At 71.1% G+C, this 25,578-nt stretch carries 20 protein-coding genes; 13 read left to right on the plus strand and 7 right to left on the minus strand.

All coding sequences use genetic code 11. The features are described from left to right. The first annotated feature begins 135 nt into the window (after nucleotides 1-135). From ACHBTE_RS02065 to ACHBTE_RS02075, 3 genes are read left to right on the plus strand one after another with little or no spacing between them, the layout of a single operon-like run. On the plus strand, nucleotides 136-1,278 hold the full coding sequence (locus tag ACHBTE_RS02065; protein WP_394721508.1) for an acyl-CoA dehydrogenase family protein: 1,143 nt from the start codon (nucleotides 136-138) through the stop codon (nucleotides 1,276-1,278). 40 nt (nucleotides 1,279-1,318) lie between these two features. Beyond that, the gene (locus ACHBTE_RS02070) at nucleotides 1,319-2,533 is read left to right on the plus strand and encodes an acetyl-CoA C-acetyltransferase (protein ID WP_394721509.1); all 1,215 of its coding nucleotides are present in this window, start codon (nucleotides 1,319-1,321) and stop codon (nucleotides 2,531-2,533) included. A gap of 43 nt (nucleotides 2,534-2,576) precedes the next feature. Beyond that, a complete protein-coding gene (locus ACHBTE_RS02075) occupies nucleotides 2,577-4,754 on the plus strand; it encodes a 3-hydroxyacyl-CoA dehydrogenase NAD-binding domain-containing protein (RefSeq protein WP_394721510.1) in 2,178 nt (725 codons plus the stop codon). Nucleotides 4,755-4,920: 166 nt separating this feature from the next. On the opposite strand, the gene ACHBTE_RS02080 is transcribed toward ACHBTE_RS02075, so the two are convergent. Further along, nucleotides 4,921-5,643, minus strand: a complete 723-nt coding sequence (locus ACHBTE_RS02080) for a MerR family transcriptional regulator (protein WP_394721511.1) — start codon at nucleotides 5,641-5,643, stop codon at nucleotides 4,921-4,923. 256 nt (nucleotides 5,644-5,899) lie between these two features. Here ACHBTE_RS02080 and ACHBTE_RS02085 point away from each other — a divergent pair, with 256 nt between their 5' ends. Genes ACHBTE_RS02085 through ACHBTE_RS02095 form a run of 3 tightly spaced genes read left to right on the plus strand, consistent with a single transcriptional unit; the run spans nucleotide 5,900 to nucleotide 8,802 of the window. Further along, complete coding sequence (locus ACHBTE_RS02085) at nucleotides 5,900-7,366, plus strand: amino acid permease (RefSeq protein WP_394721512.1); 1,467 nt, start codon at nucleotides 5,900-5,902, stop codon at nucleotides 7,364-7,366. Between the two features lie 39 nt (nucleotides 7,367-7,405). Beyond that, nucleotides 7,406-7,894 (plus strand): macro domain-containing protein, encoded by a 489-nt coding sequence (locus ACHBTE_RS02090; RefSeq protein ID WP_394721513.1) that lies wholly within the window; start codon nucleotides 7,406-7,408, stop codon nucleotides 7,892-7,894. Beyond that, entirely contained in the window at nucleotides 7,891-8,802 is a 912-nt protein-coding gene (locus tag ACHBTE_RS02095) for a PfkB family carbohydrate kinase (protein ID WP_394721514.1), read from the plus strand. Before ACHBTE_RS02090 ends, ACHBTE_RS02095 begins: the two co-directional genes overlap by 4 nt. Nucleotides 8,803-8,827: 25 nt before the next feature. On the opposite strand, the gene ACHBTE_RS02100 is transcribed toward ACHBTE_RS02095, so the two are convergent. Continuing rightward, entirely contained in the window at nucleotides 8,828-10,330 is a 1,503-nt protein-coding gene (locus ACHBTE_RS02100) for a M1 family metallopeptidase (RefSeq protein WP_394721515.1), read from the minus strand. 208 nt (nucleotides 10,331-10,538) lie between these two features. Here ACHBTE_RS02100 and ACHBTE_RS02105 point away from each other — a divergent pair, with 208 nt between their 5' ends. The 5 genes from ACHBTE_RS02105 to ACHBTE_RS02125 all read left to right on the plus strand — a co-directional run bounded on the left by ACHBTE_RS02105 (nucleotide 10,539) and on the right by ACHBTE_RS02125 (nucleotide 18,558). Beyond that, nucleotides 10,539-12,497: a Xaa-Pro dipeptidyl-peptidase gene (locus tag ACHBTE_RS02105; protein WP_394721516.1), complete on the plus strand. Its 1,959-nt coding sequence runs from the start codon at nucleotides 10,539-10,541 to the stop codon at nucleotides 12,495-12,497. Between the two features lie 5 nt (nucleotides 12,498-12,502). Then, a complete protein-coding gene (locus ACHBTE_RS02110; protein ID WP_394721592.1) occupies nucleotides 12,503-13,765 on the plus strand; it encodes a M14 family metallocarboxypeptidase in 1,263 nt (420 codons plus the stop codon). 89 nt (nucleotides 13,766-13,854) lie between these two features. Next, a complete protein-coding gene (locus ACHBTE_RS02115; RefSeq protein ID WP_394721517.1) occupies nucleotides 13,855-15,555 on the plus strand; it encodes a BCCT family transporter in 1,701 nt (566 codons plus the stop codon). Nucleotides 15,556-15,705: 150 nt separating this feature from the next. After that, on the plus strand, nucleotides 15,706-16,731 hold the full coding sequence (locus tag ACHBTE_RS02120; protein WP_394721518.1) for an oxidoreductase: 1,026 nt from the start codon (nucleotides 15,706-15,708) through the stop codon (nucleotides 16,729-16,731). 186 nt (nucleotides 16,732-16,917) lie between these two features. Further along, nucleotides 16,918-18,558, plus strand: coding sequence for an ABC-F family ATP-binding cassette domain-containing protein (locus ACHBTE_RS02125; RefSeq protein ID WP_394721519.1), 1,641 nt, complete (start codon nucleotides 16,918-16,920; stop codon nucleotides 18,556-18,558). A 64-nt stretch (nucleotides 18,559-18,622) separates the two neighbouring features. On the opposite strand, the gene ACHBTE_RS02130 is transcribed toward ACHBTE_RS02125, so the two are convergent. The 4 genes from ACHBTE_RS02130 to ACHBTE_RS02145 form a co-directional block, all read right to left on the minus strand. Next, nucleotides 18,623-19,174 (minus strand): putative glycolipid-binding domain-containing protein, encoded by a 552-nt coding sequence (locus ACHBTE_RS02130; RefSeq protein WP_394721520.1) that lies wholly within the window; start codon nucleotides 19,172-19,174, stop codon nucleotides 18,623-18,625. Between the two features lie 69 nt (nucleotides 19,175-19,243). Next, nucleotides 19,244-21,616 (minus strand): Tex family protein, encoded by a 2,373-nt coding sequence (locus ACHBTE_RS02135; protein ID WP_394721521.1) that lies wholly within the window; start codon nucleotides 21,614-21,616, stop codon nucleotides 19,244-19,246. A gap of 103 nt (nucleotides 21,617-21,719) precedes the next feature. After that, on the minus strand, nucleotides 21,720-21,851 hold the full coding sequence (locus tag ACHBTE_RS02140; RefSeq protein WP_252100478.1) for an LPFR motif small protein: 132 nt from the start codon (nucleotides 21,849-21,851) through the stop codon (nucleotides 21,720-21,722). A gap of 169 nt (nucleotides 21,852-22,020) precedes the next feature. Beyond that, a complete protein-coding gene (locus ACHBTE_RS02145) occupies nucleotides 22,021-22,890 on the minus strand; it encodes a hypothetical protein (RefSeq protein ID WP_394721522.1) in 870 nt (289 codons plus the stop codon). 222 nt (nucleotides 22,891-23,112) lie between these two features. Here ACHBTE_RS02145 and ACHBTE_RS02150 point away from each other — a divergent pair, with 222 nt between their 5' ends. Next, a complete protein-coding gene (locus tag ACHBTE_RS02150; protein WP_394721523.1) occupies nucleotides 23,113-24,072 on the plus strand; it encodes a GlxA family transcriptional regulator in 960 nt (319 codons plus the stop codon). A 25-nt stretch (nucleotides 24,073-24,097) separates the two neighbouring features. Next, nucleotides 24,098-24,733 (plus strand): DJ-1/PfpI family protein, encoded by a 636-nt coding sequence (locus tag ACHBTE_RS02155; RefSeq protein WP_394721524.1) that lies wholly within the window; start codon nucleotides 24,098-24,100, stop codon nucleotides 24,731-24,733. Here ACHBTE_RS02155 and ACHBTE_RS02160 read toward each other — a convergent pair. Beyond that, nucleotides 24,720-25,478 (minus strand): enoyl-CoA hydratase/isomerase family protein, encoded by a 759-nt coding sequence (locus ACHBTE_RS02160; RefSeq protein ID WP_394721525.1) that lies wholly within the window; start codon nucleotides 25,476-25,478, stop codon nucleotides 24,720-24,722. The genes ACHBTE_RS02155 and ACHBTE_RS02160 overlap by 14 nt on opposite strands. Nucleotides 25,479-25,578: the final 100 nt, after the last annotated feature.

Genomic DNA, 25,578 nt, shown 5'->3' on the forward strand with positions numbered 1-25,578 from the left:
CTCGAACACCGCCCAGCCCACGCCCCCGGCCTCGAACACCGCCCAGCCCACAAGCCGCCGGCCCATGAGCCCCCGCCCGAAGGGCGTCGGCACCACACCCCCGGACCCGTACAGCGCCGACATGAAGGGCCTCGAATGAAGCGGCAGATCTTCGCCCCCGAGCACGACGCGTTCCGGGAGACCGTGCGGGCCTTCCTCGCCAGGGAGGTGCTGCCGTACTACGAGCAGTGGGAGAAGGACGGCATCGTCTCCCGCGAGGCCTGGCGCGCGGCCGGAAAGCAGGGCCTGCTCGGTTTCGCCGTGCCCGAGGAGTACGGGGGCGGCGGCACCCCCGACTTCCGCTACAGCGCCGTACTCGCCGAGGAGTTCACCCGGGCCGGCGCCCCGGGCCTCGCCCTCGGGCTGCACAACGACATCATCGGCCCCTATCTGACGAGCCTCGCCACCGACGAGCAGAAGCGCCGCTGGCTGCCCGGCTTCTGCGACGGCACGCTGATCACCGCCATCGCCATGACCGAACCCGGCGCCGGCTCCGACCTCCAGGGCATCCGCACCCATGCCGAGGACCGGGGCGACCACTGGGTGCTCAACGGCACCAAGACGTTCATCTCCAACGGCATCCTCGCCGACCTGGTGATCGTCGTCGCGAAGACCACCCCCGAGGGCGGCGCGCACGGCCTGTCGCTGCTCGTCGTGGAGCGGGGCACGGCCGGCTTCGAGCGTGGCCGCAACCTCGACAAGATCGGCCAGAAGGCGCAGGACACGGCCGAGCTGTTCTTCCACGACGTCCGCGTGCCCAAGGAGAACCTCCTCGGCGACCTCGACGGTGCCTTCGTCCATCTGATGACGAACCTCGCCCAGGAGCGCCTGAGCATCGCCGTATCCGCGATCGCCGCCGCCGAGCACCTGCTGGAGATCACCACCGACTACGTCAAGGAGCGCGAGGCCTTCGGGCGGCCCCTGGCGACCAAGCAGCACATCCGCTTCGAGGTGGCCGAGATGGCCACCGAGTGCGCCGTCACCCGCACGTTCCTCGACCGCTGCATAGAGGACCACTCGAACGGCGCGCTCGACGCCGTCCACGCCTCGATGGCCAAGTGGTGGGCGACCGAGCTCCAGAAGCGAGTGGCCGACCGCTGCCTGCAACTGCACGGCGGATACGGCTACATGAGCGAATACCCGGTCGCCCGTGCCTTCACCGACGGCCGCATCCAGACCATCTACGGAGGGACGACCGAGATCATGAAGGAGATCATCGGCCGTTCCCTGCTCGGCTGAAGCCCTCCTGCCGGGCCGACCCTCACCGAAAGGCCTCCCTGTGAGCACCGAAGCGTACGTGTACGACGCGATCCGCACCCCGCGCGGGCGCGGCAAGGCGAACGGCGCCCTGCACGGCACCAAGCCCATCGACCTGGTCGTCGGCCTCATCCACGAGATCCGCGACCGCTTCCCGAACCTCGACCCGGCCGCCGTCGACGACATCGTGCTCGGCGTCGTCGGCCCGGTCGGCGACCAGGGCTCCGACATCGCCCGGATCGCCGCGATCGCCGCCGGGCTGCCGGACACCGTGGCCGGCGTCCAGGAGAACCGCTTCTGTGCCTCGGGCCTGGAGGCCGTCAACCTGGCCGCCGCCAAGGTGCGCTCCGGCTGGGAGGACCTCGTCCTCGCCGGCGGCGTCGAGTCCATGTCCCGGGTGCCGATGGCGTCGGACGGCGGCGCCTGGTTCAACGACCCGATGACCAACCTGTCCGTCAACTTCGTGCCGCAGGGCATCGGCGCCGACCTCATCGCCACGATCGAGGGCTTCTCCCGCCGTGACGTCGACGAGTACGCGGCGCTGTCCCAGGAGCGGGCGGCGACCGCCTGGAAGGAGGGCCGTTTCGACCGCTCCGTCGTCCCGGTCAAGGACCGCAGCGGCCTCGTCGTCCTCGACCACGACGAGCACATGCGCCCCGGCACCACCGCCGAGTCCCTCGGCAAGCTCAAGCCGTCCTTCGCGGACATCGGCGACCTCGGCGGCTTCGACGCCGTCGCGCTCCAGAAGTACCACTGGGTCGAGAAGATCGACCATGTGCACCACGCGGGCAACTCCTCCGGCATCGTCGACGGCGCCTCGCTGGTCGCGATCGGCTCGCAGGAGGTCGGCGACCGCTACGGCCTCACGCCCCGCGCGCGGATCGTCTCCGCCGCCGTCTCCGGCTCGGAGCCCACCATCATGCTCACCGGCCCCGCGCCCGCCGCCCGAAAGGCGCTCGCCAAGGCCGGGCTGACCATCGACGACATCGACCTCGTCGAGATCAACGAGGCCTTCGCGGCCGTCGTCCTGCGCTTCGTCAAGGACATGGGCCTGTCCCTGGACAAGGTCAACGTCAACGGCGGCGCCATCGCCCTCGGCCACCCGCTCGGCGCGACCGGCGCCATGATCCTCGGCTCGCTCGTCGACGAACTCGAGCGCCAGGACAAGCGGTACGGCCTCGCCACCCTGTGCGTGGGCGGCGGCATGGGCATCGCCACCATCGTCGAGCGCATCTGACCCCCTCCCGACGGATACGACGGATCACACGGAGCACTTCCTCATGAGCACTGAATCCACCACCATCCGCTGGGAACAGGACCGCGACGGCGTCGTCACCCTCGTCCTCGACGATCCCAACCAGTCCGCGAACACCATGAACCAGGCGTTCCGCGACTCGCTCGCCGTGGTCACGGACCGGCTGGAAGCGGAGAAGGACACCATCCGCGGTGTCATCATCACCTCCGCCAAGAAGACCTTCTTCGCCGGCGGCGACCTGCGCGACCTCATCCGGGTCACCCCGGAGACCGCCCAGGAGCTGTTCGAGGGCGGCATGGCCATCAAGCGTCAGCTGCGCCGCATCGAGACCCTGGGCAAGCCGGTCGTCGCCGCCCTGAACGGCGCGGCCCTCGGCGGCGGTTACGAGATCGCCCTCGCCTGCCACCACCGCATCGCCCTCGACGCGCCCGGCTCCAAGATCGGCTGCCCCGAGGTCACCCTCGGCCTGCTGCCGGGCGGCGGCGGTGTGGTGCGCACGGTCCGCCTGCTCGGCATCGCCGACGCCCTGCTGAAGGTCCTGCTCCAGGGCACCCAGTACAACCCGCAGCGCGCCCTCCACAACGGCCTCGTCGACGACGTGGCCGGCACCCAGGAGGAACTGCTCGCCAAGGCCCGCGCGTACATCGAGGCCCACCCCGAGTCCCAGCAGCCCTGGGACCGCCCGGGCTACAAGATCCCCGGCGGCACGCCCGCCAACCCCAAGTTCGCGGCGAACCTGCCCGCCTTCCCCGCCAACCTGCGCAAGCAGACAGGCGGCGCCCCCTACCCGGCACCGCGCAGCATCCTCGCGGCGGCCGTCGAGGGCGCCCAGGTCGACTTCGAGACCGCGCAGGTCATCGAGGCCCGTTACTTCGTGGAGCTGGCGGCCGGCCAGACGTCGAAGAACATGATCCAGGCGTTCTTCTTCGACCTCCAGTCCGTCAACTCCGGCGCGAACCGCCCCAAGGGCATCGAGCCGCGGAAGGTCCGCAAGGTCGCCGTCCTGGGCGCCGGCATGATGGGCGCCGGCATCGCCTACTCGTGCGCCCGCGCGGGGATCGACGTCGTCCTGAAGGACGTGTCGCTGGAAGCGGCCCTCAAGGGCAAGGGCTACTCCGAGAAGCTGTGCGCCAAGGCGGTCTCCCGGGGCCGTACGACGCAGGAGAAGGCGGACGCGCTGCTGGCGCGCATCACGCCCGCGACCGACCCCCAGGACGTGGCCGGCTGCGACGCGGTCATCGAGGCCGTCTTCGAGAACCCGGAGCTGAAGCACAAGGTCTTCCAGGAGATCCAGAACGTCGTCGAGCCGGACGCGCTGCTGTGCTCCAACACCTCGACCCTCCCGATCACCGTCCTCGCCGAAGGCGTCGAGCGCCAGGCCGACTTCATCGGACTGCACTTCTTCTCGCCCGTCGACAAGATGCCGCTCGTCGAGATCATCAAGGGCGAGCGCACGGGTGACGAGGCGCTGGCCCGCGCCTTCGACCTGGTCCGACAGATCAACAAGACGCCGATCGTCGTCAACGACTCGCGCGGGTTCTTCACCTCCCGTGTCATCGGGCACTTCATCAACGAGGGCGTCGCGATGGTCGGCGAGGGCATCGAGCCCGCGTCGGTCGAGCAGGCGGCGGCCCAGGCGGGCTACCCCGCCAAGGTCCTCTCCCTGATGGACGAGCTGACGCTCACGCTGCCCCGCAAGATCCGCAACGAGTCCAAGCGGGCCGTGCTGGAGGCGGGCGGCACCTGGACGGCCCACCCCGCCGAGGCGGTCATCGACCGCATGGTCGACGAGTTCGACCGTCCCGGCCGCAGCGGTGGCGCCGGCTTCTACGACTACGACGAGAACGGCAAGCGGTCGGCCCTGTGGCCGGGCCTGCGCGAGCACTTCACCCGCGAGGGCGCGCGGATTCCCTTCCGGGACATGCAGGAACGCATGCTGTTCGCCGAGGCCCTGGACACCGTCCGGCTCCTGGAGGAGGGCGTCCTGACCTCGGTCGCCGACGCCAACATCGGCTCCATCCTCGGCATCGGCTTCCCCGGCTGGACGGGCGGCGTGCTCCAGTACATCAACGGCTACGAGGGCGGCGTGGCCGGCTTCACGGCACGCGCGCGTGAGCTGGCGCAGACGTACGGGGAGCGGTTCACGCCGCCGGCCCTGCTGGTGCAGAAGGCGGAGAACGGCGAGCGCTTCGAGGACGCGTGACGCGTGACGCGTGAGTGAGACGGCGTGACGTGAAGACGCCGCGACGCGTGAGGCGGCGTGACGTGTGACGCGTGACCTGTAAGGCCGGTGCCGGGCGGTGGGACCGCTCGGCACCGGCCTGTCCCGCCCCGTCCGGGCATCGGCGAGTGCGCAGGCTCTCGCCCCGTCAGACGGACCCGTCGTCCTCCGGCATGCCGTGCAGCCACTCCCGCAGCTCCTCCTTCAGCGACCGCTGAAAGGTCGTCAGCAGGGCCTGCATCACCAGCGGCTGCATGTGGGCGGACAGCGACTTCACGTCGCGCGCAGCCCGCTGCGACACCTCGCCCCAAAAGAGCTGGGCGAGTTCGTGCGCGGCGGCCCGCGAGTGCTCGATGAGGACCGTGCGCGCCGCGAGGATCGCCTCGTGCGACAGCGGTACGTCCAGCAGCCCGACCCCGAGCCGCAGCAGGCCGAGGTCGACGCGGTAGCCGTCGTCGCGGGCCGCGACGACCCCCATCGCCGCCAGCCGCTCCACGTCGTCGTCGCCGAGTGGCCGCCCGGCCCGCCGCTCCAGCTCGGTCCGCGTCACCGTCTCGACGGCGTCCGGCGCCCAGGACGCCACCACGGCCCGGTGGATGGCGAGGTCATGGGCGTCCAGGTCCGGCGGCAGCTGCTGCAGATACCGCTCGATCGCCGCCAGGGTCATGCCCTGCTGCTGCAACTCCTCGATGAGCGCCAGCCGGGCCAGATGCTCCCGCCCGTAATGGCCCACCCGGCGCGGACCGATCACCGGAGGCGGCAGCAGCCCCTTCGTGCCGTAGAACCGCACCGTGCGGACCGTCACGCCCGCCCGCGCGGCCAGCTCGTCGATCGTGAGGGTCGGCTCCCCGGTGTCGGTGTCGGTCGTCATGTGCAGCAGTATCGCTGTCTCACCATTGCTGTGACACCTCTTCGACACCTATGCGGCACTCGCGCCCAGGACACCTCCGAGGGCCCCGCCCGGACCGTGTGAGAAGTGACGCTCTGTGACATCCGCCACCGCGTGATCCGCCCCGCCCGGGGGAAGGTGGCCCCCTGGTCTGTGCCCTTACCGAGGGCGCAGACCATACGTACGTCCGGCACACCCGAGCGCGACCCGCTCGGGCGCACCAGAGAGTGGTACCCCCGTGAGCAAGGACGCCGTGAACACGGCAGTGGCCGCACCCAGTACCGACGCGGCCCAGATGCCCGCGGATGCGGGCGACGCCGGTTACAGCAAGGACCTCAAGGCCCGCCACGTCAACATGATCGCCATCGGCGGAGCCATCGGCACCGGCCTCTTCCTCGGCGCCGGCGGTCGCCTCCACAACGCGGGCCCGGCGCTGGCGATCGCCTACCTGGTGTGCGGCATCTTCGCCTTCTTCGTCGTCCGCGCGCTCGGCGAGCTCGTGCTCTACCGCCCCTCCTCCGGTTCCTTCGTGTCGTACGCGCGCGAGTTCCTCGGTGAGAAGGGCGCGTACGTCGCCGGCTGGATGTACTTCCTGAACTGGTCGACGACCGGTATCGCCGACATCACCGCGATCGCGCTCTACACGCACTACTGGAGCATGTTCACCGACATCCCGCAGTGGGTCCTGGCGCTGATCGCGCTGGCGGTCGTGCTGGCGGTGAACCTGATCTCGGTGAAGATCTTCGGCGAGATGGAGTTCTGGTTCGCGATCATCAAGGTCGCCACACTCGTCGCCTTCATGTTCGTCGGCATCTGGCTGCTCGCCACCCAGCACGAGGTCGGCGGCCAGACCCCCGGCCTGAGCGTCGTCACCGACAACGGCGGTGTCTTCCCGCACGGCATGATGCCCGTCGTCCTGGTCATGCAGGGCGTGATCTTCGCTTACGCCGCGCTGGAGCTGGTCGGCGTCGCGGCGGGCGAGACCGCCGAGCCGGAGAAGGTCGTCCCGCGCGCGGTGAACTCGATCATGTGGCGCGTCGGCCTCTTCTACGTCGGCTCGGTCGTCCTCCTCGCCCTCCTGCTCCCCGGCTCGGTCTACTCGGCCGACGAGAGCCCCTTCGTCACGGTCCTGTCGAAGATCGGTGTCCCGGCAGCGGGTGACGTGATGAACCTCGTGGTCCTCACGGCCGCGATGTCCTCCCTCAACTCCGGTCTGTACTCCACGGGCCGCATCCTGCGCTCGATGGCGATGGCCGGCTCGGCGCCGAAGTTCACGGCCCGTATGAACCGCAGCCAGGTGCCCTACGGCGGCATCCTGCTCACCTGCGCGGTCTGCGTCCTCGGCGTCGGCCTGAACTTCCTCATGCCCGCCCAGGCATTCGAGATCGTGCTGAACGTCGCGTCCCTCGGCATCATCAGCACCTGGGTGATCATCATGATCTGCCACCTCGTCTTCGTCCGCCGCGCCAAGGCCGGCCTGGTCGCCCGCCCGTCCTTCCGGCTCCCCGGCAGCCCGGTCACGGAGATCGCCACGATCGTCTTCCTGCTGGCCTGCCTCGGCATGATGTGGAACGACCCCGAGGTCGGCCGCAAGACCCTTCTGCTCATCCCGCTCATCGCGCTGATGCTGGTCGCCGGCTGGTACGCGATCCGCCGCCGCGTGGCCCGCCAGGAGGACCGGGAGCTGACCGAGCTCACGAAGTAACCGGCGGCCGTTGTCAGTGCGGCCCTCTACGGTGGCGTCATGTCGGAGATCACTTACATCCGGGGTGACGCCACCGTTCCGTCGGTGAAGGGCGTCAAGGTGATCGCCCATGTCTGCAACGACATCGGGGGATGGGGAAAGGGCTTCGTCCTGGCCGTGTCGCGCCGCTGGCCGGAGCCGGAGGCGGCCTACCGCGCCTGGCACCGCGAGCGCGCGTCGAACGACTTCGGGCTGGGCGCCGTCCAGTTCGTGCGGGTCGAGCCTTATGTGTGGGTCGCCAACCTGGTCGGGCAGCGGGGGATCCGCACCGGCAGCAAGGGGGTGCCCGTGCGGTACGAGGCGATCGACACGGCATTGGAGCGGCTCGGCGAGAAGGCGGCCGAACTCCACGCGTCCGTGCACATGCCACGGATAGGGTGCGGGTTGGCCGGCGGCAAGTGGTCCCGCATCGAGCCGCTCGTCACCGAGCGGCTGGTGCGACGAGGGATCGCGGTCACCGTCTACGACCACGGGGAGGGCCGGAGTTGAGCCATGACATCGATGTGCTCGTGCTGGGCGGCGCCGGGGTGGACACCATCGTCCACGTGCCCGAGCTGCCGCTTCCGTACGCCGACAGCTACATGGTCGACAGCGGGATCCGCACCCGTGCCGGGCAGACCGGGGACTTCGTCGCCCTGGGCCTGAGCCGCCTCGGAATGCGCACGCATCACCTGGACTTCCTCGGCGACGACCCCGAGGGCGACCTCGTGCGCGCACTGCACCGCGAGCACGGCATCGCGCTGACCGCGATCCCGCAACCCGCCGGCACCAAGCGGGCGGTGAACCTGGTCGGACCGGACGGCCGGCGGCTGTCCCTGTACGACACCAGCAGGGCCCACGCCGACGACCGGTTCCCCGAGGGCACCCTGCGCACCCTCGCCGCGGCCGCCCGCCACGCGCATGTGTCGATCACCCACCCCTGCGCCCAGGCCCTCCCCGTCCTGCGCGAGGCGGGCGTCACCCTCTCCACCGACCTGCACAACTGGGACGGGGAGAACCCGTACCACGAGCCGTTCGCCCACGCGGCCGACGTGGTCTTCCTCTCCGCCGCCGCGCTCGGCGACCCGGAGCGGACCGTCCGCCGCATCGCCGAGCGCGGCAGGGCCCAGGTGGTCGTCGCCACCGCCGGAGCCGAGGGCGCGTATCTCCTGACCGGCCACGAGGTCACCCACCTGCCCGCGGTGCCGCCACCGGCGCCGGTGGTCGACTCCAACGGCGCCGGCGACGCCTTCGCCGCCGCCTTCCTGCACGGCTGGCTGAACGCCGAACCCCCGCACCGATGTGCCCTGTACGGCGCGGTGGCCGGCGCCCATGCCTGCACGGTGCCGTCGACGCGGACGGACGCGATGAGCCGGGACGAACTGCTCCGGCAAGTGGCCTCGTTCGAGACCCCCTAGGCCGTCCAGGCCGTGTCCTGGGACATCAGTGCCCGTGGTCGTGCACGCCGTTGGTCGCCGCGATCTTCTTCCACGACTTCGGCTGCACGGGGGCGGCCTTGCCCGACCTGGCGATGGACGCACCGCGGGCCGCGGCGGCGGCCGGCTTGGACGGCTCGAACAGCCAGGTGTCGAACAGTGCCGCCAGCGGCTGCCCCGACACCTCCTCGGCGTACCGCTGGAAGTCGGCCACCGACGCGTTGCCGTACGCGTACTTCTGCGTCCAGCCCTTCAGAATCGCGAAGAACGCCTCGTCGCCGATCTCGTTGCGCAGCGCCTGGAGGGCCAGCGCACCCCGGTCGTACACCGCGATGTGGAACTGGTTCTCCGGCCCCGGGTCTCCGGGCTCGACCTTCCAGAAGGGATCGTCGGCCGCACGCGAGGCGTACACGTAGTCGGCGATCTCCTGCGCCGTCCCCTCGCCCTGGTGCTCGGACCACAGCCACTGCGCGTAGCGCGCGAAGCCCTCGTTGATCCAGATGTCCTTCCAGTCCTCGACCGACACCAGGTCGCCGTACCACTGATGGGCCAGCTCATGGACGACGACGGAGGTGTTCGAGCCGTTCGCGAAGTTCCGCGGGCTGTAGAACGGCCGGGTCTGCGTCTCCAGCGCGTAGCCGGTGTCGGTGTTCGGCACATACCCGCCGAGCGCGTTGTACGGATACGGCCCGAAGTACTCGCTCAGCCAGTCGGCGATCTCCCCGGTCCGCTCGATGCTCGCCCGCGCCGCCCCGGCGTGCGGGCCCAGGTCCTTGCTGTAGGCGTTGATGACCGGAATTCCGCTCTCGCTGGTCCCGGTGGTGAGGTCGAACCGGCCGACCGCGAGCGTGGCCAGATACGTCGCCTGCGGCTTGTCGGAACGCCAGTTGTAGCGGGTCCAGCCCAGCCGTGAACTGGTCGACTGGAGCGTGCCGTTGGAGATGGCCTGCGTCCCGTCCGGGACCAGCACCGACACGTCGTAGGTCGCCTTGTCGAGCGGGTGGTCGTTGCTGGGGAACCACCACCAGGCGGCCTCCGGCTCGTTCGCCCCGACCCCGCCGTCCGGGGTGCGGTGCCAGCTGGTGAAGCCGTACGCCTCCTTCGAGGACGGCACCCCGCGGTAGCGCACGACCACGGTGACGGCCGTACCCTTGGCCAGGGGTTTCTTCGGAGTGATCTCCAGCTCGTGCTCGCCCGACGTCGTGAACGCCGCCTTCGCGCCGTTCACCCGGACCTCGCTGACGTCCAGCAGGAAGTCCAGGTTGAAGCGGGACAGGTCCTGCGTCGTCTTCGCCAGCAGGGTGGCCGTACCCTCCAACTCGTCCGTGGCCGGCTGGTACTTCAGCCGCAGGTCGTAGTGGGAGACGTCGTATCCGCCGTTGCCGTAGGCCGGGTAGTAGGGGTCGCCGATGCCCGGAGCGCCGGGGGAGTGGCTCGCGGCCGACGCCGGGATCGCCAGCATCAACGAGGCGGCTGCGAGCGCGCCCGGCGCCATGATTCTGCGGTGCACGAAAGCTCCAAGTCGTAGGGGCCCGAAGTCTGTCCGGAGCCTATTCACCATCCATGGCCCGGGTGTGTCCATGACCACCGCTGTCACACGATCGCCATTCGGCCGACATGAGACCACCCGCCCCAGGGGCGTTTATCGGCCACACTGGGCCTCACACACCATCAGCCGCCCTCTTCTGCACCGGAGTTCACCGATGTACCGTCCGCGCATGCCGATACGCATGCGCTTCACGATCTGGAGACCGCTCGCGGCGGCGGCCACGGTCGCTCTGCTGGCCGCGTTCCTCTCACCCGTGACGGCACAGGCCGCCCCGCGGGAGAGCAGACCCGTCCACTCGTACGAGAACGCCATCCGCGAGGCCGTCTGGGTGGACACCGGCCTCGACCTCGACCGCGACGGCCGGCGCGACCGCGTCGCCGTGGACATCGTCCGGCCCCGCGAGGCGGACCGGCAGGGCCGCAAGGTGCCCGTCATCATGGACGCCAGCCCGTACTACTCCTGCTGCGGGCGCGGCAACGAGAGCCAGAAGAAGACGTACGACGCGAGCGGCGACATCGTCCGGATGCCGCTGTTCTACGACAACTACTTCGTGCCGCGCGGCTACGCCGTCGTCGGCGTCGACCTCGCCGGCACCAACCGCTCCGACGGTTGCGTGGACGTCGGTGGCCGCTCGGACGTCCGCTCCGCGAAGGCCGTCGTCGACTGGCTCAACGGCCGCGCGAAGGCGTACACGACCCGCACCGGCACCACCAAGGCCAAGGCCACCTGGACCAACGGCCGTACCGGCATGATCGGCAAGAGCTGGGACGGCACCGTCGCCAACGGCGTCGCCGCCACCGGAGTCGAGGGCCTGAAGACCATCGTCCCGATCAGCGCCATCTCCTCCTGGTACGACTACTACTTCCAGCAGGGCGCCCCGCTCTACGACTCCGGCCCGGACTGGCTGTCGGACTACGTGAACAGCCCCGATGCCCGCGCCAAGTGCGGCGCCGTCCAGCAGGCGCTGGTCGACGGGGCACCGCGCAGCGGGGACTGGACACCGCTGTGGACCGAGCGGGACCACGTGAAGGACGCCCGCAAGGTCCGAGCGAGCGTCTTCCTGGTCCACGGCATGCAGGACCTCAACGTCCGTATGAAGCATGTCGGCCAGTGGTGGGACGCCCTGGCGAAGAACGGCGTCGAGCGCAAGATCTGGCTCTCCCAGACCGGCCACGTCGACCCCTTCGACTTCCGCCGCGCCGAGTGGGTGAGGACCCTGCACCGCTGGTTCGACCACGAACTCCTCGGCCACGACAACGGCATCGACCGTGAACCGATGGCCGACATCGAGCGCCACCCCGACCAGTGGGTCACCTCCAAGGTCTGGCCGCCGCGCGGCACCGCCACCACCACCCTGCGCCCCGCCCGGGGCATCCAGCCCGGTGTCGGCGCCCTCGGCCTGCGCAAGGGCAAGGGCACCGAGACCTTCACCGACGACCCGCAGCGCGGCGAGACCGACTGGGCCGCCCGCATCGACACGCCCACCCCCGACAAGGTGGGCTTCACGACCCGGCCGCTCACCCGCGACCTGCGGCTGTCCGGCTCCTCGGAGGTCACCGTCACCGCGACCCCGACCACCTCGACGGCCCATCTGTCCGCCGTCCTGGTCGACCTCGGCCCCGACACCATCCGCGACTACGCGACGAGCGGCGAGGGCATCAGCACGCTCACCGACCGCACCTGCTGGGGCGCGAGCACCACCGGGGACAGCGCCTGCTTCAAGGAGACGAAGGCCAAGACCGCCGACGTCGACTTCACGGTCGTCAGCCGGGGCTGGGCCGACCTCGGCAACCATGCCTCGGACCTGGAGGGCGAACCCCTCACCCCGGGCAAGGCGTACACGATCACCCTCGACCTGGCGGCCACCGACCACGTGGTCCCGGCCGGCCATCGCCTCGCCCTGATCGTCGCGGGCACCGACAAGGACCTGATCGACCCGCCGTCTACCGAGCCGACGCTCACCCTCGATCTCTCCCGTACCAGGGCTCGCGTCCCGCTGGTCGGCGGCGCCCACGCCTTCGCACACGCCCTCGCCGGCGCGCCGGCCACCACGCCGGGGGCCACGCCCCTCGACGGCGTGACGAACGCGCCGCGCACCGTCCACCGCATCCCGGAGGGAGGCCAGTGACCACCATCCGAACCTTCGCCGTGACCGCCGCGGCCCTCGCCGCATCCCTCGTGGCGGTCCCCGCCCAAGCCACCGAAACCCCGCCTCGCACCGGCTTCGAGGCGTCGAACGGCGCCCGCTGGACGAGCCAGCCCGAGGAACAGGCCCTCCTGGCGGCCCTCGACCGGGCGAGCGACCGGGTCTCCGTCGCCCGCATCGGCACGACGAAACAGGGCCGCCCGCTCCAGCTCGTCAGCATCGGCACCCGGCCCACCCCGAACAAGGTGCTGCTGATCTGCAGCCAGCACGGCGACGAACCCTCCGGCCGCGAGGCCTGTCTGTCCACCGTCCGCGACCTGGCCTACGCGAGGGACCGGCAGACCCGGCGCTTCCTGGAGCGCACCACGGTGCTGGTCGTGCCCACCGCCAACCCCGACGGCCGGGCCGCCGGCACCCGCGGCAACGGCGACGGCGTGGACATCAACCGCGACCACATCGCGCTGCGGACCGCCGAGGGCCGCGCCATGGCCGCCGTCATCCGCGACCGGCGCCCCGACGTCGTGTACGACCTGCACGAGTACGGCGCCACACCCCCGTACTACGACAAGGACCTGTTCGACCTGTGGCCGCGCAACCTCAACACGGACGCACACGTCCACGACGAGGCACAGACCCTGTCGACGTCGTACGTACGCCCCGCCGCCACCCGCGCCGGCCACTCGACCGGCACGTACGGGATCTGGACCGACCCGGTCACCGGCGAGCCGATCAAGCAGGTCGCCGGTGACGGCCAGGAACGCATCCTGCGCAACATGTCCGGGATCAAGCACTCGGTCGGCCTGCTCATCGAGAGCCGTGTCGACCCGGTCACGGACGCGGAACAGGCCGACGAGGCCCTGAACAACCGGCGTCGGGTGACGTCCCAACTCGCCGCGCTGAAGGGGCTGTTCCGGTTCGCCGACGACCGGCGCGGGCGGATCGAGACGGCGACCGGCCTGGCCCGGCTGAGGGGCTACGCCGACACCGGACCGGTCCACCTGGGCGGCGCCGACAACGACCCGCCCGAGCCCGCCGAGGTGATCCAGGACCCGCCCTGCGGCTACCGGCTCACCGCAGAGCAGTACACCGAGGTGAAGGACGTGCTGAAGCTGCACGGAGTGAAGGCGACGGCGACCGCCACGGGCGCCCTGGTCCCGCTCCGTCAGTCACTGCGCGCGCTCGTCCCGCTACTGTTCGACGAACGCGGCCCATATCACATCACGGCAGGTGAGCCCGACACCGACTGCTGAAACGGCTGCGATCGACGGGATCTGTGGTAGGTCCTGGGAGACGACGTGGAACCCGGCGTATCCACGGCATTCCCGGGAAGGTGCCGCTGATGACTGACGATCTGAAGAAGAGAGGTGGCCGGGAAGGTCCGGCGGACATTTCCGGCCGCCAGACGGACCGAGTGGTGTTCGGCGTCACCGCCGCCATCACCGTGGCCTTCGTGATCTGGGGCTGGACGGCCACGGACTCGCTGGAGAGCGTGTCCACCAAGATGCTCAACGGCCTGATCCACAACGGCGGCTGGGCCTTCATGCTCGCCGCCTCGGCCTTCGTGGTCTTCGCGCTGTGGCTGGCGGTCAGCCGCTACGGCCGTATCCACCTGGGCGCCGAGGGTGAGGAACCCGAGTTCAAGACCGTGTCCTGGGTCGCGATGATGTTCAGCGCGGGCATGGGCATCGGGTTGATGTTCTACGGGGTCAGCGAGCCGCTCTCGCACTACAACGCCCCACCGCCGGGCACCACCCCCGCCGACTCCGCCGAGCGCATGGAGACGGCGATGGCCACCACCCTCTTCCACTGGACCCTGCACCCCTGGGCGATCTACGCGGTCGTCGGCCTCGCCATCGCCTACAGCACCTACCGCCGGCGCCGGCGCCAGACCATCAGCGCGGTCTTCACCCCGCTCATCGGCGAGAAGCACGCAAACGGCTCCGGCGGCCGGGTCATCGACGTGCTCGCCATCATCGCCACCGTCTTCGGCTCCGCGGCCTCCCTCGGCCTCGGCGCCCTCCAGATCGGCTCCGGCTTCCAGGAGCTGGACTGGATGGACGAGGTCAGCGAGGGTCTGCTCGTCGCCATCATCGCCGTGCTGACCCTGGCCTTCGTCGCCTCGGCCGTCTCCGGCATCGAGCGGGGCATCCAGTGGCTGTCCAACACCAACATGGTGCTGGCCCTGATCCTCGCGGTCTTCGTGTTCATCGCGGGCCCCACGATCATCGTCCTCGATCTGCTGCCCACCTCGATCTTCGCCTACCTGGGCGACCTGCCCCAGCTCGCCGGCCGCACCGAGGCCAGCGGCGGCGAGGGCGTCGCGGACTGGCTCGGCAGCTGGACCGTCTTCTACTGGGCCTGGTGGATCTCCTGGACGCCCTTCGTCGGCATGTTCATCGCCCGCATCAGCCGCGGGCGCACCATCCGGCAGTTCGTCGGCGGCGTCATCCTCGTGCCCAGCACCGTCAGCCTCATCTGGTTCGCGATCTTCGGTGGTACGGCGATGAAGCTGCGGGAAGGCGGCGCGCTCGGCGGCGAGGACACCCCCGAGGGACAACTCTTCGGCGTCCTCCAGGAGTTCCCCATCGCCACCGTCACCAGCCTGCTCGTGATGATCCTGGTCGGCATCTTCTTCGTCTCGGGAGCCGACGCCGCCTCCATCGTGATGGGCACGCTCTCGCAGAAGGGCGCCCTCGAACCCGGCCGCTTCGTCGTCGTGTTCTGGGGTGTCGTCACCGGAGCCGTCGCCGCCATCATGCTGCTCGTCGGCAGCGGCCAGGGCGACGCGCTAACGGGCCTGCAGAACCTCACCATCCTCGCCGCCGCCCCCTTCGTCCTCGTGATGATCGGGATGTGCATCGCCCTCATGCGCGACCTGCGCAGGGACCCGGTCATCGTGCGCAACGAGATGGGCTCGGAAGCCGTGGAACTCGCCGTGATCGAGGGCCACAAGAGGTACGACGGAGACTTCGAGATCAGGGTCGGCCCGGGCCCCGGCACCGAGAGGGAGGGCGACCCCCTGGGTCACGACCACGGCTAGCCGCCTACACGCAGGGGGGAGGCGGCGACCCGGCCGCCTCCTCCACGCCTCCTGCGCGCCGCCTTCGGCGCCCGTGCGCCCCCCACACCGGACGTAGCGGAATATGTCATGCCGCGCTCATATCGGTCCCGTCCTGGGGATACTCACAGCATGTCTGCCGAGTACGCGACCTTCGGCCTGGCACCGGCGATGCGTGCCGGTGGCGTCCTCGCCAACGGTGACTACCAGGTGCACCGGGACTTCGTGGACTTCATCGTCGACGGACGCCCGCTGCTGTTCCAGCTCTCCGACCTCGACGCCGTCTCCCCGCTCGCCTCCGACGTCCCGCCCGCCATCTTCACCGCACAGGTGCGCAGCCTGCTGCTGGAGGCACCGGCTCCGCTCCCCGGCGGCCGGTACGTCATCTACGGCTGCCCGGACTGCGAGGACCTCGCATGCGGCGCCGTCACCGCCGTCATCGGCAAGGAGGGCGACGACTACATCTGGCGGGACTTCGCCTGGCAGACCGATGAACACGCCGACCTGGAGCTCAACGGCTACCACGGCATCGGACCCTTCCGCTTCGAGGGCGCCGAGTACCGGGCGGCGCTCGGCTCGCTGCTCGACGGTGCCTCGGGCACGGCGCGCCGCCGCGTGCTCCTCATCGGGGCCCGGGTCGCCCTCCTCGCCAAGCTCGCCGCCGCGCTGCGCACCATCGGCATCGGCGCCGACATCGCCCATGACGTGGGCGGCGTCCCCGCCGACGAACTGCGCGCCTACGGCGCCGTCGCCTTCGGCCGCGCGATCGGCGACGAACAGCGCGCCGAGGTGCGCCGCGCCTTCGCGGCGGCCCGGGTCGACGTGGCGTACGTCGACGGGCTCGCCCCGATCGTCCCGCTGCTGGTCGCGCAGATCGAATACGCCCTGGACCGCAGCCCGGTCGAACAGCGCCGACTGACCCGCCTGGTGGCGGCCGAGGGGGAGGCGGGCGTGGAGGTAACCTCCCCCTGCCGGGTCCGCCTCACCGCGTACCGCCTCGACCGCCTGTACCGCACCCACACGCATGAGGTGTTCGACGGCGTCCTGGAACCGGGCCGCCACCGCATCGCCCTGGATGCCAAAGCGGTCAGGAGGGAGTCGTTCGTCGTGGCGCGGACGTCGGGAAGCGTGCTGGTGGAGGCGGTGGCGCTCCGTTAGGAGTGCGGCGTCGAAGCGGGGCGCCGGGTCTGGGTGCCCGGTGCTGGGTGCCGTCGGTCGTCCGCGGATCGCCGTGGCTGGTCGCGCGGTTCCCCGCGCGCGTCGGGGCGTGTCGACCCCCGGCGCTGAAGCACGCGCGGAAACGCCGACGCGTCCGGGTCGGCGCGGCGACTAGGATCGCCCTCTGTGACCGCCACCCTCGTCGTCAAGAACCTCGCCGCCGGCCATGGCGACCGCTCCCTGTTCAGCGGGCTCGACCTGGTCGTGGCTCCCGGAGACGTCATCGGCCTGGTCGGGGCCAATGGCGCGGGCAAGTCCACCCTGCTGCGCCTGCTCGCCGGCCTGACCGCGCCGGAGGAGGGCGAGCTGCGGCTGTCCCCGCCGACCGCGACCGTGGGCCACCTCCCGCAGGAGCCGGAGCGCCGGCCCGGCGAAACCGTACGGCAGTTCCTGGCCCGCCGCACCGGGGTCGCCGAGGCCCAGCGGGTGCTGGACGAGGCGACGCAGGCCCTGGTCGACGGGGCTCCCGGTGCGGACGACGCGTATGCGACGAGCCTGGAGCGCTGGCTGGACCTGGGCGGCGCCGACCTGGACGAGCGGGCGGAGGAGACCGCCGACTCGCTGGGCCTCGCCGTGGACCTCGACCAGCCCATGACGTCCCTGTCCGGCGGCCAGGCCGCCCGCGCCGGACTGGCCTCGCTGCTGCTCTCGCGCTACGACGTCTTCCTGCTCGACGAGCCGACCAACGACCTCGACCTGGACGGCCTGGAGCGCCTCGAACGCTTCGTCGCCGGCCTGCGCGCCGGCACGGTCGTCGTCAGCCACGACCGCGAGTTCCTCACCCGCACGGTCACCAAGGTCCTCGAACTCGACCTCGCCCAGCGGCAGATCAACCTCTACGGCGGCGGCTACGAGGCCTACCTGGAGGAGCGCGAGGTGGCCCGCCGGCACGCCCGCGACGACTACGAGGAGTACGCCGACAAGAGGGCAGCCCTCCAGGACCGGGCGCAGATGCAGCGCTCCTGGATGGACAAGGGCGTCAAGAACGCCCGGCGCAAGGCGAGCAACGACAACGACAAGATCGGCCGCAAGTTCCGCAGCGAGGCCAGCGAGAAGCAGGCCGCGAAGGCCCGCCAGACCCAGCGGATGATCGAGCGCCTGGAGGTCGTCGAGGAGCCGCGCAAGGAGTGGGAGCTGCGCATGGAGATCGCCTCGGCGCCCCGCTCCGGCGCGGTCGTCGCCACGTTGCGGGACGCCGAGGTACGCCGCGGCGACTTCACCCTCGGCCCGGTGTCCCTCCAACTCGACTGGGCGGACCGGGTGGCCGTCACCGGCGCCAACGGCGCGGGCAAGTCCACGCTGCTGGCCGCCCTGCTCGGCCGCGTTCCGCTGACCGGCGGCCAGGCGTCCCTCGGCTCCGGCGTCCTGATCGGCGAGGTCGACCAGGCCCGCAGGCTCTTCCACGGCGAGGAGGCCCTGCTGGACGCCTTCTGCGCCGCCGTCCCGGACACCGAGCCGGTCGAAGTGCGCACCCTGCTGGCCAAGTTCGGTCTGAAGTCCGACCACGTGCTGCGCTCGGCGGCCACCCTCTCCCCGGGTGAACGCACGCGCGCCGCCCTCGCCCTCCTCCAGGGCAGGGGCGTCAACCTCCTGGTCCTGGACGAGCCCACCAACCACCTCGACCTGCCGGCCATCGAGCAACTGGAATCGGCCCTGGACGCCTACGAGGGCACCCTGCTCCTGGTCACCCACGACCGCCGGATGCTCGACGCGGTCCACGTCACCCGCCGACTGGACGTCGCCGACGGCAAGGTGACCGAACGCTAGGCCGTGTCCGCGAAGTCCCGCCTGCCCCGCGACGCCTGGCACGCATCAGGACACCCCCGGCCGCTCACCGCAGCCGCGCCGCCAGCCCGGGGTAGTCGAGGACCAGGCCGTCGTCGTCGAACTCGATGTCGCTGCGGAAGTCACCGGACACGAAGCCGATCCGGCCCGGCGCGAGATGTGTGTACGTCTGCGGCGACGGCAGCACGCTCAGATCCGGCACCGACACCCAGGCCATCAGGAAGTCCCGCTCCCCGGGCGCCCGATGCAGTCCGTGCCGCAGCACCGGCATCGTGTTGGTGAGCGGACACAGACCGAGGTCGCAGTCCAGGGCGCCGGCGACGCCCGGCACGGCCTCGCCGTTCGCCGTCCACCGGCCCGATCCGTCATGCCGTAGATCAAGCGTGCGCACACCGTCCGCGGACTCGGCCGTGACCTTGAGCCGACGCGTCACGAAACCGTCCGCCGTGTCCAGTTCGTACGAGATCCAGTACGGCTGCGGAACCGTACCCACGGCCCGGCCGTGGCCCTTCAGGACATCACCGCCGAGTTCGACCCATGAGGTCTCGACGCCCCTGCTCTCGGACACCGTCCAGGTGACGACACGCGCTGCCGGCATGCCGTCACCCTACGGACGAACCGGCCCGGACCCCCGCCGCGGCGGCGAGTCCGGGCCCGCGTGTCGAACTCAGCGCCTGCCCTTCTTGGGGTCGACCAGACCCGCGCGGCGCAGCGCGTCGGCCATCGCGCTGTTGGCGGGAGGCGGCGCCTGGCGCGAACCCCCGCCCCCGCCACCGCCGCCGCGTCCCTGCCGCTGCTGCGGAGGCCGTCCGCCGCGCTGCCGGCGCTCGCCGCCCCCGCCCTGCTGTGTCTGCTGAGCCGCCTCGTCGTCGAGACGCAGCGTCAGGGAGATCCGCTTGCGCGGAATGTCGACGTCGAGGACCTTCACCTTGACGATGTCACCGGGCTTCACCACGTCCCGCGGGTCCTTGACGAACGTCTTCGACATGGCGGAGACATGCACCAGACCGTCCTGGTGGACACCCACGTCCACGAACGCGCCGAACGCCGCCACATTCGTCACGACACCTTCCAGGACCATCCCGGACGCCAGGTCGGAGATCTTCTCGACGCCCTCCTTGAAGGTGGCCGTCTTGAAGGCGGGCCGCGGGTCGCGCCCGGGCTTCTCCAGCTCCTTGAGGATGTCCGTCACGGTCGGCAGGCCGAACTTCTCGTCCACGTAGTCGTCCGGCTTCAGCGAGCGCAGCACGCCCGTGTTGCCGATGAGCGCGGCCACCTCCTGACCGGAGGTCTTCACCATGCGCCGGACGACCGGGTACGACTCCGGGTGCACGCTGGAGGCGTCCAGCGGGTCGTCGCCGCCGCGGATGCGCAGGAAGCCCGCGCACTGCTCGTACGCCTTCGGGCCCAGGCGCGCCACGTTCTTCAGCTGCGTACGCGACTTGAACGGGCCGTTGGTGTCGCGGTGCGCCACGATGTTCTCCGCCAGTCCGGAGGTGATGCCGGAGACCCGGGCCAGCAGCGGGGCCGACGCCGTGTTCACGTCCACGCCCACGCCGTTCACACAGTCCTCCACGACCGCGTCCAGCGAGCGCGACAGCTTCACCTCGGACAGGTCGTGCTGGTACTGGCCGACACCGATCGACTTCGGGTCGATCTTCACCAGCTCGGCCAGCGGGTCCTGAAGCCGGCGGGCGATCGACACGGCGCCGCGCAGCGACACGTCCATGTCGGGCAGCTCCTGCGAGGCGAACGCGGAGGCGGAGTACACTGACGCGCCGGCCTCGGACACCATCACCTTCGTGAGCTTCAACTCCGGGTGCTTGGTGATCAGTTCACCGGCGAGCTTGTCGGTCTCGCGGGACGCCGTGCCATTGCCGATCGCGACCAGCTCGACCGCGTGCTCCTTCGCCAGGCGGGCCAGCTTGGCGATCGCCTCGTCCCACCTGTTCGCCGGGACGTGCGGGTGGATGACGTCCGTCGCGACGACCTTGCCGGTCGCGTCGACCACCGCGACCTTCACGCCCGTACGGAAGCCCGGGTCGAGGCCCAGCGTCGCACGGGTGCCGGCCGGGGCGGCCAGCAGCAGATCGCGGAGGTTGGCGGCGAAGACACCCACCGCCTCGTCCTCGGCCGCCGTGCGCAGCCGCAGCCGCAGGTCGATGCCGAGGTGCACGAGGATGCGGGTGCGCCAGGCCCAGCGGACCGTGTCCGTCAGCCACTTGTCGGCGGGGCGGCCACGATCGGCGATCCCGAACTTCGAGGCGACGATCCCCTCGTACGACGACGGCCCGTCCGTGGCCTCCTCGGGCTCCAGGACGAGGTCGAGGACCTCCTCCTTCTCGCCGCGCAGCATCGCCAGGACGCGGTGCGAGGGGAGCTCGGTGAACGGCTCCGCGAAGTCGAAGTAGTCGGCGAACTTCGCGCCCGCCTCCTCCTTGCCGTCGCGCACCTTGGCGGCCAGCCGCCCGCGCACCCACATGCGCTCACGCAGCTCGCCGATCAGGTCGGCGTCCTCCGAGAACCGCTCCGTGAGGATCGCCCGGGCGCCCTCCAGGGCGGCCTGCGGATCGGCCACGCCCTTGTCGGCGTCGACGAACGCGGCGGCGGCTGCGAGCGGGTCGACACCCGGATCGCCGAGGAGCCCCTCGGCGAGGGGCTCCAGCCCTGCTTCCCGCGCGATCTGTGCCTTGGTCCTGCGCTTGGGCTTGTACGGCAGGTAGATGTCCTCGAGCCGCGCCTTCGTCTCGGCGCCCCGGATCCTGGCCTCGAGCTCCTCGGTCAGCTTGCCCTGCTCACGCACCGAGTCGAGGACGGCCGTGCGCCGCTCCTCCAGCTCCCGCAGATACCGCAGCCGCTCCTCGAGGGTGCGCAGTTGCGCATCGTCGAGCATCTCGGTCGCTTCTTTGCGGTAGCGGGCGATGAAAGGCACCGTCGAACCGCCGTCGAGCAGCTCCACGGCAGCCTTCACCTGCCGCTCCCGTACGCCGAGCTCCGCGGCGATCCTGCCTTCGATGGACCCTACGAGGGGTGTCGTCACGATCCCGTCCCGCCTTCTCACTAAGGTTGCGCGGCAATTGTGGCAGGTGGCACCGACAACCGGGGATCAGGGCGACGACGCGGCCCGTCGCGGCGGGACGGAATCAGGCCCGGCGGCTGCGCGTACTGCTCGAAGCCCCGCCGAACAGCCGCGCGAGCGCCCGGAACGGCAACGTCACCACGGTCGCTATGGCGCCGCCGATCTGTCGCAACACGTCTGCGATTGCACGGAACACGTGATTCACCTTTCCTCTCCCCGGCCACGACGGCCGGCTGAGGACCGGGTACCGCAGTGGGCGCGAGCCATGCGGACGAGCGGTCACGGGTTCATTTCGGCCAACCGGGCAACGATCGACGCCCACTGGCCGGCGCCGGCCAGTGGGCGTCGGGGCCCGTGGGCCCGACTCAGCCCTTGCCGATCAGGTCCGCCGGGAACGCCCCCGCCACTGCCGCCGCCCGCGCGAACCTCCCGCCGAGCTCTGTGAGCCGCGCGACCATCTCCGTGCCGAGGTGGTCGTAAGGGGCCCGGTCCAGCCGGTCCGTCTCGTTCTCGATCTCCGCGCGCAGGGCGACGCCCTCGGCGGTCAGCTCGCCCGCTTCGTTCAGGAGGCCGCGCTCGCGCAGTCGTCCGCACGCCGCGTCCCAGTCCTCCTCGGACCAGCCGCGGGTGGCGCGGACCCAGGTCGGCGTCATGCCCTTTCCGGTCGCGGTGTGGGTGACCACGGCCTCCAGCCCGTCGAGCCCCGCCGACATCAGCACGGCGAGATGGCCGTCGCCCCGGTGCTCGCGCAGCAGCGTGGCGGCGTGGAAGTACGCCAGGTGCGGCTCCTCGGGGACCGGCAGATCCGCGTGGGCCGAGTACAGCGGCCGGGCGCTGCGCGAGCACGCCTCGGTGGCCCGGAGCGCGAGATGAGCCGCCTCCGCCATCTCCGGGGACGTGACCGCCTCAGCGCCGAGCAGCCGGCGCAGGCTCGCGTCGGCCGCACGCGCGCGTGCCGCCAGTACGTCCTCGGGCGCGGCGATCGCCCAGACCGCGGGGACGTGCCGGGCGACCAGCTCGTGCTTGTAGTTGTAGAACGCCGCCGTCACCGCGCCGGCGCCCACCGGCCCCAGTGCGGCCGAGCGCACCGCGAAGTTGACGGCCCTGGGGTGCGTGATGCCGAGGGCAGCCGCTTCCTGGCCGAGCTCGGGGGAGAAGTACGACGTCGCGTGCAGCGTGTTGAGGACGTTGTGGCAGCGGCGACCGGCGCGGGACTCAAGGGCGGCAGTAGTCATGGCCGGAGGTTACCAACCGCTTGGTACGTCACGGGAGTGCGTGAGAGGCATGGCCGGAAAGGGCTGCCCCACAGGCTACCGAGCACGGGCTGCCTGACACGGCCTGCCTGGCGAGGGGCGACGGATAGGGCGCGCAGGAGGGCACGCCTTGCGTTGGCCATGGCAGAAAAGGTGGGGGACTCGTCATTGCGGCCATCAACCGGCCCCCGAAGAATCGATGCCATGGCACAGCGGACCGTTCTCTTCGTTCTCTTCGACGATGTGCAGAGCCTCGATGTCACCGGGCCCATGGAGGTCTTCATGGGCGCCGAGAAGCACCTGCCGGGCACCTATCGCGTGATCACCGCTTCGCTCGACGGCGGCCCCGTCCGTACCTCCGGCGGCCTGACCGTCGTACCGGACCACGCGCTCGCCGAGGCTCCCGACGCGCACACCCTGGTCGTCCCGGGCGGCGAAGGCACCCGGAACCCGCGGCCGGCGCTGGCCGACTGGCTGCGCGAGCACGGTCCCCGTGCCGAGCGTCTGGTGTCCGTCTGCACCGGAGCGATCCTGCTCGCCGCAGCGGGCCTCCTGGACGGCCGCCGGGCCACGACCCACTGGGCGTACTGCGACAAACTCGCCCGCAACCACCCGGCCGTCCAGGTCGATCCGGACCCCATCTATGTGCGCGACGGACGAGTCGCCACCTCCGCCGGCGTGACCTCGGGCATCGACCTAGCCCTCGCCCTGGTCGAGGACGACCTCGGCCGGGACGTGGCCCTCGGCATCGCCCGCCACCTGGTCGTCTTCCTGCGCCGCCCCGGCAACCAGGCCCAGTTCAGCGCGCAGCTCGCGGCCCAGACCGCCCGGCGCGAGCCCCTGCGGGAGGTGCAGCGCTGGATCACCGAGCATCCCGACGCCGATCTCGCCGTGGAGGCGCTCGCCGCCCGCGCGAGCCTCTCCCCGCGCCACTTCGCCCGCGCCTTCCAGACCGAGACCGGCATGACCCCCGGCCGGTACGTCGACCGCGTCCGCCTCGAACACGCCCGCCGCCTGCTGGAGGACACCCCCGACGGCATCGAGGAGATCTCCCGCGCCAGCGGCTACGGCACCCCCGAGGCCATGCGGCGCGCCTTCGTCAGGAACCTCGGGACGGCGCCGGCCGAGTACCGCCGCCGGTTCCGCCCCGCGACCACCCAGTGAGCCCCACCGAAAGGGAGCACCACCCATGCAGATCGCGATGGTCCTCTACGACCGCTTCACGGCCCTCGACGTCGTGGGGCCCTATGAAGCCCTCAGCCGCATCCCGGACGCTCAGGTCGACTTCGTCGCCGCTGAGGCGGGCCCCGTGCGCGCCGACACCGGATTCCTGGCCCTCACGGCGGACAAGGCGCTGGCCGAGGTGCCGCACCCCGACGTCGTCGTGGTGCCGGGTGGTCCCGGAACCTTCGCCGAGGTCGAGAACGAGGCCCTCCTCGAGTGGCTCAGGACCGCCGACCTCACCAGCACCTGGACGACCTCCGTCTGCTCGGGCTCGCTGATCCTCGCCGCCGCCGGCCTGCTGGACGGCCGCCGCGCCACCTCCCACTGGCTCACCCTCGACTTCCTGCCGCAGTACGGCGCCGAGCCCACCGGCGAGCGGGTCGTGCCGGACGGCAAGTACATCACCGCGGCCGGCGTCTCCGCCGGCATCGACATGGGCCTGACCCTGGTCGGGAGGATCGCCGGCGACGAACACGCCCAGGCCGTCCAGCTGTTGACGGAGTACGACCCGCAGCCGCCCTACGACTCCGGTTCCCCGCGGAAGGCGCCCGCCCACCTCGTCGAGGAGTTCCGCACGAACAGCCGGTTCAGCCTGACGTAGCCCCGGTGGTCCAGGTGAACCCGGGCTGCCTGCGCTCCAGGAAGGCGGCGACACCCTCCGCGGTGTCGCCGCTCGCGCGTGCCTGTCGCGCCCAGTGCTCGTCGCGGTCGGTGCGCCCGTCGGCGAACTCCTTCGCCGCGGCCTGCGTCAGCTGAGAGCGCGATGCCAGGATCCGGGCGAACTCCACCACCCGCTTGTCCAGTTCGCCCTCCGGCAGCACCTCGTCCACCAGGCCCGTGCGCAGCGCCCGCCCGGCGTCGATCAACTCGCCCGAGAACAGCAGGTACTTGGTGGTGGCCGGCCCCACCAGCGACACCAACCGCCGCGTGGACGACGCCGGATACACGATCCCGAGCTTCGCCGGTGTCACCCCGAACAGCGACCCCTCCTCGGCGAACCGCAGATCGCACGCCGCCGCGAGCTGCGACCCGCCGCCCACACAGTGCCCCCGGATCGCCGCCAGGGCCGGCTTGGGGAAGGCGGCCAGTGCCTCCTCCGCGGCCACGGCGAGCCCCTGCGCCTCCTGCGGCGACCCCTGGAGCGTGGAGATGTCGGCGCCCGCGCAGAACGTCCCGCCCTCACCGGTGACCACCAGCGCCCGTACGGCCGGGTCGGCGGCCAGCGTGTCCAGCAGCGGCGGCAGCGCCCGCCACATCGCGGCCGTCATCGCGTTGCGCTTGGCCGGATGGTGGATGACGACGGTGGCGACCGAGTCGGTGACGCTGTGCAGCAGCTGGGGCTCCATGCGGCGGATGCTATCCGCATGCGCCGAACAGCCGATCAGGAAGGGCCGCCCGACCGCGTTATGCGCCAGGGTGCAAAGGGGATCAAAGGGAGAGAGGCCA

Source organism: Streptomyces sp. M41 (assembly GCF_043673425.1).
In the GTDB taxonomy this organism is placed as follows: Bacteria; Actinomycetota; Actinomycetes; order Streptomycetales; family Streptomycetaceae; genus Streptomyces.

Bases quoted from the DNA above. Each gene is read 5' to 3' on its own strand.
- ACHBTE_RS02065 (WP_394721508.1), top strand. From the start codon at position 136: ATGAAGCGGCAGATCTTCGCCCCCGAGCACGACGCGTTCCGGGAGACC.
- ACHBTE_RS02075 (WP_394721510.1), top strand. From the start codon at position 2,577: ATGAGCACTGAATCCACCACCATCCGCTGGGAACAGGACCGCGACGGC.
- ACHBTE_RS02080 (WP_394721511.1), bottom strand. From the start codon at position 5,643: ATGACGACCGACACCGACACCGGGGAGCCGACCCTCACGATCGACGAG.
- ACHBTE_RS02090 (WP_394721513.1), top strand. From the start codon at position 7,406: ATGTCGGAGATCACTTACATCCGGGGTGACGCCACCGTTCCGTCGGTG.
- ACHBTE_RS02105 (WP_394721516.1), top strand. From the start codon at position 10,539: ATGCCGATACGCATGCGCTTCACGATCTGGAGACCGCTCGCGGCGGCG.
- ACHBTE_RS02115 (WP_394721517.1), top strand. From the start codon at position 13,855: ATGACTGACGATCTGAAGAAGAGAGGTGGCCGGGAAGGTCCGGCGGAC.
- ACHBTE_RS02120 (WP_394721518.1), top strand. From the start codon at position 15,706: ATGTCTGCCGAGTACGCGACCTTCGGCCTGGCACCGGCGATGCGTGCC.
- ACHBTE_RS02130 (WP_394721520.1), bottom strand. From the start codon at position 19,174: ATGCCGGCAGCGCGTGTCGTCACCTGGACGGTGTCCGAGAGCAGGGGC.
- ACHBTE_RS02145 (WP_394721522.1), bottom strand. From the start codon at position 22,890: ATGACTACTGCCGCCCTTGAGTCCCGCGCCGGTCGCCGCTGCCACAAC.
- ACHBTE_RS02150 (WP_394721523.1), top strand. From the start codon at position 23,113: ATGGCACAGCGGACCGTTCTCTTCGTTCTCTTCGACGATGTGCAGAGC.
- ACHBTE_RS02155 (WP_394721524.1), top strand. From the start codon at position 24,098: ATGCAGATCGCGATGGTCCTCTACGACCGCTTCACGGCCCTCGACGTC.
- ACHBTE_RS02160 (WP_394721525.1), bottom strand. From the start codon at position 25,478: ATGGAGCCCCAGCTGCTGCACAGCGTCACCGACTCGGTCGCCACCGTC.